Consider the following 11803-nt stretch of genomic DNA (forward strand, 5'->3'; position numbering starts at 1 on the left):
TATACTAAGCCAAAGCTTTGGCAAAATTATACTTGTTCTTTTTTAATAAGGTACACATAAACCCATGTCAGTGTAAAGGTTGGTATAATGTCTACACCAGGTATAAGCTCTTCAATAAAATCTATAGTACCCGCAATTTTACCTGTAGTACCTTTATACATACTAGCCAACAATAATGCCGAAATGGGTGCCCAAATTACATCAATAAACTCTCCCAAACCAGGTATAGCGTAACTCATCATACCTATCAAATCAAAAAAAATACCCAAAACCAATTTTACCATTTTATAGGATTTTTGTTGAGGTACAGTTTCTAATTGCAATTCTTTTGTCATTTTTATAAAATTATTTTGAGTCGAATATTACAAAACGTATGCCATTTTTTTACAATCATTTTATAAACAATATATTTGTACATCAAAACGTTTACTAAACATGATTATTGCCAAAAACATTCATAAACATTACAACGAACTTCACGTATTAAAAGGCGTTGATTTACATATTAAAAAAGGCGAAATTGTTTCTATTGTAGGGGCTTCAGGCGCAGGAAAAACTACTTTATTACAAATTTTGGGAACCTTAGATAGCCCTGACAAAAACTACAATTCTAGTTTAGAAATACAAGGCGTGTCTGTACTCGGCATGAAAGATAAGGTACTCTCAAAATTTAGAAACGAAAATTTAGGTTTTATTTTTCAATTTCATCAATTACTTCCAGAATTTACAGCACTAGAAAACGTTTGTATTCCAGCATATATTGCCCATAAAAATAAAAAAGAAACAGAACTAGAAGCAAAACAAATATTATCATTTTTAGGACTTGAAGCACGAATAAACCATAAACCTTCAGAACTTTCTGGCGGTGAACAACAACGTGTAGCTGTTGCGAGAGCCTTAATAAATAAACCTGCCGTTATTTTTGCCGACGAGCCATCTGGAAATTTAGATACCGCAAGTGCCGAAAATTTACATCAGTTGTTTTTTAAGTTACGAGATGAATTTGGACAAACCTTTGTAATTGTTACCCACAATGAACAATTGGCAAATATGGCCGATAGAAAATTGGTAATGAAAGACGGAAATATTCTATAATTTGATACCAAAACATGAACTAAAGTCTTTCTTAGACGAAAAAGTTGCACTCTACAACAATCCAAGTTTTATTACAACAGATCCTATACAAATTCCACATCTTTTTACAGTAAAAGAAGATATAGAAATAGCTGCTTTTTTAACAGCTACCATTGCTTGGGGTAATAGAACAATGATTATTAAGAATGCACACAAAATGATGTCTATAATGGGTAATGCTCCCTATGATTTTGTTATGAATTATTCTAAAAATGATTTAGAAAAGTTGGATAATTTTGTTCATCGCACTTTCAATTCCACCGATTTTGATTCATTTATAAGAGCACTACAAAATATGTACAAAAACCACAATGGCTTAGAACACGTATTTACACAACACCAAACTCAAAATTCACTACAACCAGCCATTACCGAATTTAAAAAATTATTTTTTCAAATAAACCACCATGTTCGAACCCAAAAACATATTTCCGACCCAAGTTTAAACTCTGCAGCCAAACGCATCAATATGTTTTTACGTTGGATGATTCGTAAAGACAATACAGGTGTCGATTTTGGTATTTGGCAAAGTATAGATAGTTCAAAATTGTCTTGTCCGCTCGATGTTCATTCTGGAAATGTTGCTCGTAAACTAGGTTTAATAACCCGAAAACAAAACGATGCTAAAACGCTCAACGAGTTAGATTACAATTTAAGAGCAATAGATCCAATTGATCCAGTAAAGTACGATTTTGCATTATTTGGATTAGGTGTTTTTGAAAAATTTTAGGCATAAAAAATAGATATCAATTTAGCAAATACAAGGCTAGATTATGACAAAATAAGTATCTAAAAACCAAAATTATTTCTAAATTTGTAGTGAAATAAAATATAACACAACACCAATGCTAATAATAGGAATTGCAGGCGGTACAGGTTCTGGTAAAACTACTGTAGTACATCAAATTATGAATGAATTACCCGAAACCGAAGTAGGGATAATCTCTCAAGACTCCTACTACCGTCAAAATGTAGGAATGAGTTTTGAAGAAAGAAGCAAAATAAATTTTGATCATCCTCGTGCTATAGATTTTGAACTGTTGGTACAACACTTAAAAGATTTAAAAGCTGGTAAAACTATAGAACAACCCGTATATTCTTTTGTAACACACAATCGTACCGATGATACTGTACTTACACACCCAAGAAAAGTAATGATTGTAGAAGGAATTCTTATACTAAGTAACCCCGAATTACGAGAAATGTTTGATATAAAAGTATTTGTTCATGCCGATTCAGATGAAAGATTAATTCGTCGATTAAAACGAGATATTGCCGAGCGCGGACGTGACATGGATGAGGTTTTAAACCGATATCAAACCACCCTAAAACCAATGCATCAACAATTTATAGAGCCCACAAAAGCTTTTGCCGATATTATTATACCTAACGACAAATACAACACTGTAGCTATAGATGTAGTAAGAGCCGTAATAAACCAACGTTTAGTTTAACTATGAACAAATACCTCCAAAACTTATTTCTTAAATACCCTTGGCTTAAAACATTGGCAAACAAATACGTTTTGGTATCACTATTTTTTGTGATTTGGATGGTATTTCTAGACAATTATTCGCTACTCAACCATCGAGAATTAGACAAAGTTATCAACAAACTAGAAGACAACAAAAGCTACTTTCAACAAGAAATTAAAAAAGACGAAAAAAGCATTAAAAAACTCCAAGATATTAATGAAATAGAACGTTTTGCTCGCGAAAAATACTTTATGAAACGCGATAGCGAAGACATTTATATTATTGATATTGAAGAAGACCGAATAAAAGATAGTTTATTAGAAGCAAATCAATAGGCAATTGCTATAGCCTATTCCCGCTGTACGCGCTACATGGTAGCTTGCTTCCATCGGGGCTAAATTAGTAAACTATAAACAAGATATAATAACCTTAATACATTAGAATTCGTGGCAACAAAAAAAATATTTCAGGAATTTAGTCCCGTTTCTTCAGCCCAATGGAAACAACAAATTCAATACGAATTAAAAGGTGCCGACTATAACGAAACCTTAGTTTGGGAAAGTCAAGAAGGTATTAAAGTAAGACCTTTTTATCACATAGACGAATTTGAAAAAAAGTATGCAATATCAAATCCTAAAGGTTTTGAAATTGTACAAAATATCTTTGTGCATGATGCAACAAAATCCAATCAAAAAGCGCTAAACGCATTACAGCGTGGCGCAGAATGTATACGGTTTACTCTAGAAAACCAAAATATAGATTGTGCTACATTGCTAAACAACCTACCAACATCGGCAACCTATATCTTTGTATTTCCGTTTTTATCGGTTTCATACTGTGAAAATTTGGCACAGCAAATAAATCAACAAAAACTTTGTGCTCGTTTTTGTATAGATCCAATAGGACAGCTGTGCAAAGACGGAAATTGGTTTGAAAACCTCGAACCCGATATGCAGAAACTAAAAGAAATTTCAACTAAAAATGCTATTCCATTTTTACAAATTTCTACAGCAATTTATCAAAATTCAGGTGCCAATATTATTCAACAATTGGCGTATAGTTTAGCACACATCAATGAATATTTTACAAGAGGTATTTCTGCCACACAGCCCATTACAATAGATGTTGCTGTAGGTACGCATTACTTTTTTGAAATTGCAAAAATAAGAGCACTACGACTACTCTATACAACACTTGCAAAAGAATACAACCAAAATTTAGATTGCAAAATTATTGCTACACCAAGCAAGCGTAACAAAACAATTTACGACTACAACGTAAATATGTTGCGTACAACTACCGAATGTATGAGTGCTATATTGGGTGGTGCCGATGCTGTAAGCAATCTTGCTTATGATGCAATCTACCATAAAGACAATGAATTTGGCGATAGAATATCTAGAAATCAATTGCTTATTTTAAAACACGAAAGCTACTTTGACAAAGTAAGCAACCCTGCCGATGGTTCTTATTATATTGAAACACTCACGCAGCAACTTGCCGAAAAAGCATTAGAATTATTTAAAGATATTGAGGCGAATGGCGGATTTATCACACAATTAATAGAAGGGACTATTCAAAGAAAAATTAATGAAAGTGCTCAAAAAGAGCAAGATTTGTTCGATTCGGGAAAAGAAGTCTTATTGGGTACAAACAAATATCCAAACAAAAATGACCGTATGAAAGACAATTTAGAATTGTATCCATTTGTAAAACAAAACCCACGAAAAACCTTAATTACACCTATTATAGAAAAACGATTGGCTGAAAAATTAGAACAAGAACGCTTAGCTGAAGAATCAGTAGAACAATAAGCTAATATGCCAATTAGTAGAATCATTATAAAGATTTTGACTTAAACCTTGAAAAATTCTCTAACTATGAGAAAAAACATACAACATTTAACATTGGATAATTCCAAAAACTTGGCTCAAGGCACTACCGAACTGAACCAAGTTGAACCTGAAACGTCAAGCCTAGAACAAAAGTTTACTACGGCAGAAGGTGTCGAAGTAAAATCTGAATATTCAGAAAAAGACATAAACAACTTAGAACACCTTAATTTTGGAGCTGGTTTTGCACCCAATCTTCGTGGCCCATATGCTACTATGTATGTGCGTCGCCCTTGGACAATTCGTCAATATGCAGGATTTTCAACTGCCGAAGAAAGTAACGCTTTTTATAGAAGAAATCTTGCTGCAGGACAAAAAGGACTCTCAGTTGCTTTTGATTTAGCTACACATCGTGGCTATGATTCTGACCATGAACGTGTTGTGGGCGATGTTGGAAAAGCAGGTGTCGCTATCGACTCTGTAGAAGATATGAAAGTACTTTTCGACCAAATTCCATTAGGTGAAATGTCGGTTTCAATGACTATGAATGGAGCCGTTTTACCAATTATGGCTTTTTATATTGTTGCTGCCGAAGAACAAGGTGTAATGCCTAACTTACTTTCTGGAACAATTCAAAACGATATTTTGAAGGAATTTATGGTGCGTAATACCTATATATATCCACCAACACCTTCTATGAAAATCATTGCTGATATTTTTGAATATACGAGCAAAAATATGCCGAAGTTTAATTCAATATCTATTTCTGGATACCACATGCAAGAAGCTGGTGCTACTGCTGATATTGAGTTGGCATACACTTTAGCCGATGGGTTGGAATACATTCGAACTGGTTTAGCTGCAGGAATGAAAATTGATGAGTTTGCACCAAGATTGTCATTTTTTTGGGCTATTGGTATGAACCACTTTATGGAAATTGCCAAAATGCGTGCAGGTAGAATGTTGTGGGCAAAATTAGTAAAACAATTCAATCCAAAAGACGAAAAATCATTAGCATTAAGAACACATTGTCAAACAAGTGGTTGGAGTTTAACAGAGCAAGATCCATTTAATAATGTGGCTCGTACGGCTATAGAAGCTGCCGCTGCCGCTTTTGGAGGGACTCAATCTTTACACACCAATGCTTTGGACGAAGCGATTGCTTTACCAACCGATTTTTCGGCACGAATTGCTAGAAATACTCAAATATTTTTACAAGAAGAAACTAAAATTTGCAAAACTGTAGATCCTTGGGCTGGTAGTTATTATGTAGAAAGCTTAACCGCTGAAATTGCAGAAAAAGCGTGGGCTTTAATCGAAGAAGTTGAAGAACTAGGCGGTATGACCAAAGCTATAGAAGCAGGTATACCAAAATTGCGTATTGAAGAAGCTGCTGCACGTAAACAAGCTCGTATAGATAGCGGGCAAGACATAATTGTTGGTGTAAACAAATACCGTTTGGAAAAAGAAGATCCACTGCATATATTAGAAGTTGATAACCAAACTGTTCGTAAACAACAAATTGAACGCTTAAATCAAATTAAAGAAACAAGAGATACAAGTAAAGTAACAGAATGTTTAAACAAATTGACAAATTGTGCCAAAACTGGTGCAGGAAACTTGTTAGAACTAGCTGTAGACGCTGCTCGAAATAGAGCTACTCTAGGTGAAATAAGTGATGCTCTTGAAGTTGTTTTTGGACGATATAAAGCACAAATAAGAAGTTTTAGTGGCGTGTATAGTAAAGAAATAAAAAACGACGAAAGTTTTGAAAAAGCAAAACAACTAGCCGATGCGTTTGCTCAAAAAGAAGGGCGTCGCCCAAGAATAATGATTGCCAAAATGGGGCAAGATGGTCACGATAGAGGTGCCAAAGTAGTGGCTACTGGCTATGCCGATGTAGGCTTTGATGTAGATATTGGGCCATTGTTTCAAACGCCTCAAGAAGCTGCTAAACAAGCCGTAGAAAACGATGTACATATTTTGGGTGTTTCATCTTTAGCTGCAGGACATAAAACACTTGTCCCTCAGGTTATAGAAGAGCTGAAAAAATATGGTCGTGAAGATATTATGGTTATTGTAGGTGGCGTGATTCCTGCCCAAGATTATCAATTTCTTTTTGATGCTGGTGCTGTTGCCATTTTTGGGCCAGGCACTAAAATTAGCGATGCCGCTATTAGTATTCTGGAAGTTTTATTACAAGATTAATATTTATGTTTATAAAGAAAGGAGTTTGTCTTTAAGGTAAACTCCTCTTTTATTTAAGTTGTTTTAACTTGTATTTCTTCTTTAATTTTTAAAATTTCTTCTTTTATTTTTCTACAATAAAAATACACCAACACTAATACAATAAAAAGCCCTACTATTATAAAAACTATTATAAAATAAATAGTCATTTCGTTGGAGTTTTTATTGATTTCACTTTGCTTTTCTGATAGTAAACTATTTATAGACTGACGCTCATTTTGTCGTAAAGAAGTTTGTGTATCTCTATATTTTTGTTCATAATATTGATATTCTTTTAGATTATTTAAAGCTAAATAATTTTCAGATAAACCTTTGTAAACTTCTTGATTGAGTACTAAATCATTCACATCTTTAGACACAATCAAAGCGTCTTTTAGCAAACTTATTGCCTGATGATAATTCCCTTTTGAAGTATATACTTGTGCTAAGCCTTTTTTTGCAAAAGCTACCAAGCTACTCGCCTTCACTTTTTGAGCGTCGTGTATGGCTTCATTAAAACTAATAATCGCTTGTTCATAATCAGACATAAGCATATAGCAATTACCCTTATTGTATTTTGCAATACTGAGTTTATTGAAATTGCTTTTTAAATCTTGTGATTGTTTTATTTCATCTATTCCTTTATTAAAAAACGCTATGGCTATATCACAACTTAACTTATCTTTATATATAAATCCTCTTACCATGTAGTTTATGCCTAAACTCACCTTTACAGAATTTTTATCGGGATATTGCAGACACAATTTTTCGGCTTCATCTAAATATTGAATAGCCTTATCGTAAATTTTAAGTTGGTGATATTGAATTCCAATTTTATTAATAATTTGAATTTGAAGTAATTTATCGTCACTCTGTGGTAGCAAATTACTAGCCTTAATTACATATTCTAAAGATTTTTGGTAATTTCTTTTTGATGAATACCCATCGGATATAAGCTTATATGCTTTTATTCTTGACTCTGTAGACAAATCAAGATTCTTTAGTATAGAATCTCCAACTTTTATAACTTTTTCAGGATTTTCATACATTAACAAAGCTGTTTTCTTTATCAAATCATCAATTTTCTTTTGATTTTGAGAAAAACAAATCAAATGAAATAGCATGAAAAATGTTAGATGTAGATACTTATTCTTCATACTCAATATTTTTTATAGTATTTGTTGCGGTATCTTCTTTTAATAAGTCGATAAAAGTTACAGGAGCAATACCTGTAATAGACTTAAAAACAGTCGCAAAACTACTATGAGAAGAAAAACCAGCATCTTCGGCAAGATAACTTATTTTATAATTCATATAATTAGCATCTGTTTTTAATTTTTCTACTATATAATTTACTCTAAGTTTATTAATATAAGTATTAAAATTAACGTTATAATGTTTATTTATTATCTCTGATAAATATTTAGTATTTGTATCAAACTGCGATGCCAAATTGGCCAATGACATTTCTTTATTGGTAAATTTTTTTGTTTGTTCAAACTTTTTGAGTTTATTAAGAATAATTTGTTCGGTTTCGGTGGGTATAAGAGATCTTTTTTGTGCTTCTTTTTTCTCTGTATATCTATTAACCATGTTATTTCGGGTAACCTCCAAATAATTTAATAGTTCTGTTACTCTCTTTTTTTCGGCAATTGTTTTGTTAAAATAGAAAAACACTACTATAAGCAACATTATAGAAACACCTATTGTTACCACTAATTTATTAATATTAGATTTATTTCTTTGTGCCGATAATTCTTCTTTTTCTTGAGATATCAAATTAAAAGCAGTATTAACAGCCTCTTGTTCTGTATTTTCAATTTGTGTTAATTTACTTAAATAAAGATTGTTATAATAAACATAATTTGCTTTATCATTTAAAACTAAATAATTCATTACCAAATTTTTGCTCGAAACTTGCTGTAAATATTGATTGTCTAGTTTTTCTGAAAGTGATAAAGACTTTTTAAGCATATCAATTGCTAATGCATACTTTTCTTCTCTAAAAAGATTATCTGCATAACCTATAAGGGCATAAGAATGCGAAAAATAATCCAAAGGTTTTTGGCTTGACAGCTCTATCAATTTTTGATAATAGGTATTACTTTCTTCTAGAGAATTATCTACTGACGTTTGCTTTGCTTTTATCTGCCAATATCTTTTTAACAATATAGTTTTATCAATAGTTTGTAAAGTATTAATTTGTCTATATAGCCTTAACAGCAACTCATATGTTTTATTACTGATTTTACTTTTTAATAAAACTTCAAGTTCAATTAATTCTATATACGTTTTATAGTAGTTTTTTTTATAAGTATCTACTATTTTAGCTTGGTATATTTTTGATAAATCTAAAAATGATTTGAATTCTTTATCTAAAAACAAATCTCTCATAATCAAAGCCTTTATTAAATTTAGCTCACAATTATTTTCAAAAGATAGTACGTCTTGGGTATGCTTAATTTTAAATAAATATTCTAAAGCATTTGTATAATCTGATTTAATAAAATAGACCTTGCCTATAAGAAGATTATTTTTTGCTTTTTCTTGATCAGAATCGGAACTTTTTAATAACAAAAAACCAATTTTAAGAGCCTCATTAGGGTTTGAAAGAGATAAATTTTCTGTATCAACAACAGCTAATTTTTGGTTAGAAGCCTGTTGAGCAGTTAATGACATAGAAATAAAAGCCATTAAAAAACAGCTTGTTCTTACTATATAATTTATTATCACTTGTTTCATTAAGACAAATGTATACATTATAATTAGAAAAGCTATTCGTTATGAATAGCTTTTAAATTTAATAATAATTTTAACTTTTTCTATCTTTTAAGTGAGAAATGGGCTTTAAAAGTTTTGGTTGTATTGAGTTCGAAGTATTCGACAGTAAACCAGTAATCGGTTGCAGGTAGAGGATTACCGTTGTACGTACCATCCCAACCTTGCGTATCAGGGCTAAGTTGTTTGATAAGCTTACCAAATCGGTCAAACAGGTAAATTTTAGCATACTGTCCTTGTAAACCATTGATATTCCAGTAGTCGTTAAACCCGTCACCATTTGGCGTAAAGTAATGCGGATAATCAATAGTTCGTACTTTTTGTATCAAGAAAGGATCACAACTTTCATTACCTTCTTTAACATCCCACACCGTAATAAAATGTTCACCTAGGCTTACATTTTCAAATATAGGACTAGTTTGTCTTGGGCCATCATCTAAGCTGTATTCATATTTTCCCCAACCATCAACATCTACGGTTATAGTTTGATTTTCGGTAAAAGCATTGGTTACGGTATAGCCTGTGCTACCTATTACAGTAGGCGTAGCAGGGCCAGATTGTATTACAGTAAATGCTTGTACAGAGGTATACGAACAACCTAAACCAGGTGTTGTAGTTGTCATTTCTACTTTGTAGTTGCGTACATCTCCAGTGGCACTTGCAGGGACATTATAAGTGCTGTTTGTTTCTCCAGGTATAGGTGCATTACCTTCGTACCATTTGTAAGTGTAGGTTGGTGTACCATGTAGATACGGTGTATCTTCAGTAAGGTTGTGTATTTGTAATTGTAGCGGTCTTAATACCATTAATGATCTATAATCTACACAAATTACATGCATACCATTGTCCGATTCGATAACAGGCTCTGGTAACTGCTCTACAACAAAGTTGGTAGAACCTACAACATAACATCCTGTGGTATTATTGGTTACACGTATCCAAATGGTTTCTGTTTGTGCCATATAAGCACTTAGATTGGTAATGCCATTGGTTGCTGCTATCGCATCAGCTTCTGTATGATAGAATGTTACTGTAAAATCTGTATCGGCTTGACCATTTAAAATACCAGGTATTAATGCTGCTAAATCGTGATTGTAATAGCCATCGTTTGGATAATTTACGGTATCGGTAGGGTCTAGCGTATCACATGTTTTCCAAGTAGCTGGAGGTGTTACTGTAGGGTTTGGATTAACAATAATACTGAATGTTTGTGTATAAGAACAGTTAAGCGGAGAAGCCGAAGATGTTGCTGTTACAGTTATCGTTTCAGGATTGGTTGTATTGGTATAAGCCGCTGGATTACTAATAACCCCACTAGCATTTGAAAACACAAATGTTGTATTAGCAAACGTAATACCCGTTGTATTCATTAATAAATCATCGGTATAAGATGTTAAGTCAAACACTGCAAAACCATCGGTATCATTATCACAAATTTGGAACTGCTTGTTGGCATACATTAGTGGTAATGGATATACTTTTACAGGTTGTTTTACAATGACATGACAGTATTGATTATTTGAATCTATAAACGAAGTAACAGGTGCTGGTTTCCATTGTACTCTAATGTACACATCTCCATTTACATTGGCTGCCGTTGGATTGGTTATTTCATTGGTTCCGTTTTCTGCATCAACAAGACTTGGATAGTAATGCAACTCGGTATTGGTATCACCATTTAGTATATAGTTGGCATTTACGGTTAAATTAAATATTTCAAAACCATCATTTGGACTGTTACTATCGCAAGAATGGATAAGATATTGAGGTGCAGATAAATTGGTGTTTGGTGTAGGTACAGGTAGTACAGTTAGGGTTAAAGTTCTACTGCTGATACATCCTGTAGTATTGTTGGTTGCTGTCCAAAAAATAGTTTGGTTGGCAGGCAATGTATTGGTAAACGGACTAGAAATAGGTTGTGTATGAGCCGCATCTGCATAAAGATTGATGGTATACCCAGCTATTGGTCCTATAAAACTCAATATATTAAAAGAAGTATAATTATCATTTGGTGTAGTATCGGTATCACATACTTTGTACAATGTTGGTGTAGTTAGTACCAAAGGTGCATGTACAATCAACTGGAAAGAACTTACGGTAAAGCATCCTGTACTATTGTTTTGTACACGTACCCAAATAGTATCACCATTATGCCCAAAATAATTTGTTATTTGAGATATTGGCAATATACCGTTTGGACTAGCACTCGCATTGATTTGGTTGTTATAATACGTTACCGTGTAGTTACTACTTGGCGTGTTTGCAGCCAAAATAGCAGGTGTTTGCAAAGACAAGTTAAAATAAGCATAACCATCTTGAGTATTTCCTATATAATCACAAACTTCTAAATTAGTGAGA

Annotated in this window: 10 protein-coding genes; 6 read left to right on the plus strand and 4 right to left on the minus strand. The window is 32.8% G+C overall.

The genetic code is table 11. From position 1 onward, the window contains the following. Positions 1-26 precede the first annotated feature (26 nt). Positions 27-335 carry a hypothetical protein gene (locus tag Q361_RS06295; protein WP_211290366.1) on the minus strand — a complete coding sequence of 103 codons (309 nt, stop codon included), beginning with the start codon at positions 333-335 and terminating at the stop codon, positions 27-29. 100 nt (positions 336-435) lie between these two features. Here Q361_RS06295 and Q361_RS06300 point away from each other — a divergent pair, with 100 nt between their 5' ends. The 6 genes from Q361_RS06300 to scpA all read left to right on the plus strand — a co-directional run bounded on the left by Q361_RS06300 (position 436) and on the right by scpA (position 6649). Further along, complete coding sequence (locus tag Q361_RS06300; RefSeq protein WP_103725870.1) at positions 436-1095, plus strand: ABC transporter ATP-binding protein; 660 nt, start codon at positions 436-438, stop codon at positions 1093-1095. 4 nt (positions 1096-1099) lie between these two features. Beyond that, positions 1100-1864, plus strand: coding sequence for a TIGR02757 family protein (locus Q361_RS06305; RefSeq protein WP_103725886.1), 765 nt, complete (start codon positions 1100-1102; stop codon positions 1862-1864). Positions 1865-1979: 115 nt separating this feature from the next. Beyond that, a complete protein-coding gene (gene udk, locus Q361_RS06310) occupies positions 1980-2588 on the plus strand; it encodes a uridine kinase (RefSeq protein WP_103725871.1) in 609 nt (202 codons plus the stop codon). 2 nt (positions 2589-2590) lie between these two features. Next, positions 2591-2944 carry an FtsB family cell division protein gene (locus tag Q361_RS06315; RefSeq protein WP_103725872.1) on the plus strand — a complete coding sequence of 118 codons (354 nt, stop codon included), beginning with the start codon at positions 2591-2593 and terminating at the stop codon, positions 2942-2944. 111 nt (positions 2945-3055) lie between these two features. Beyond that, entirely contained in the window at positions 3056-4423 is a 1368-nt protein-coding gene (locus Q361_RS06320; protein WP_103725873.1) for a methylmalonyl-CoA mutase subunit beta, read from the plus strand. A 66-nt stretch (positions 4424-4489) separates the two neighbouring features. Continuing rightward, positions 4490-6649 carry a methylmalonyl-CoA mutase gene (scpA, locus tag Q361_RS06325; protein ID WP_103725874.1) on the plus strand — a complete coding sequence of 720 codons (2160 nt, stop codon included), beginning with the start codon at positions 4490-4492 and terminating at the stop codon, positions 6647-6649. 53 nt (positions 6650-6702) lie between these two features. Here scpA and Q361_RS06330 read toward each other — a convergent pair whose 3' ends face one another. The 3 genes from Q361_RS06330 to Q361_RS06340 all read right to left on the minus strand — a co-directional run. Beyond that, positions 6703-7824, minus strand: coding sequence for a tetratricopeptide repeat protein (locus Q361_RS06330; RefSeq protein WP_103725875.1), 1122 nt, complete (start codon positions 7822-7824; stop codon positions 6703-6705). Continuing rightward, a complete protein-coding gene (locus Q361_RS06335) occupies positions 7814-9409 on the minus strand; it encodes a helix-turn-helix domain-containing protein (RefSeq protein WP_169929277.1) in 1596 nt (531 codons plus the stop codon). Before Q361_RS06335 ends, Q361_RS06330 begins: the two co-directional genes overlap by 11 nt. An 80-nt stretch (positions 9410-9489) precedes the next feature. Then, positions 9490-11803 (minus strand): T9SS type B sorting domain-containing protein (locus Q361_RS06340; RefSeq protein ID WP_146046983.1); only part of this gene is annotated, 2314 nt, incomplete at its 5' end.

The organism is Flavobacterium croceum DSM 17960 (genome assembly GCF_002917885.1).
GTDB lineage: Bacteria > Bacteroidota > Bacteroidia > Flavobacteriales > Flavobacteriaceae > Flavobacterium > Flavobacterium croceum.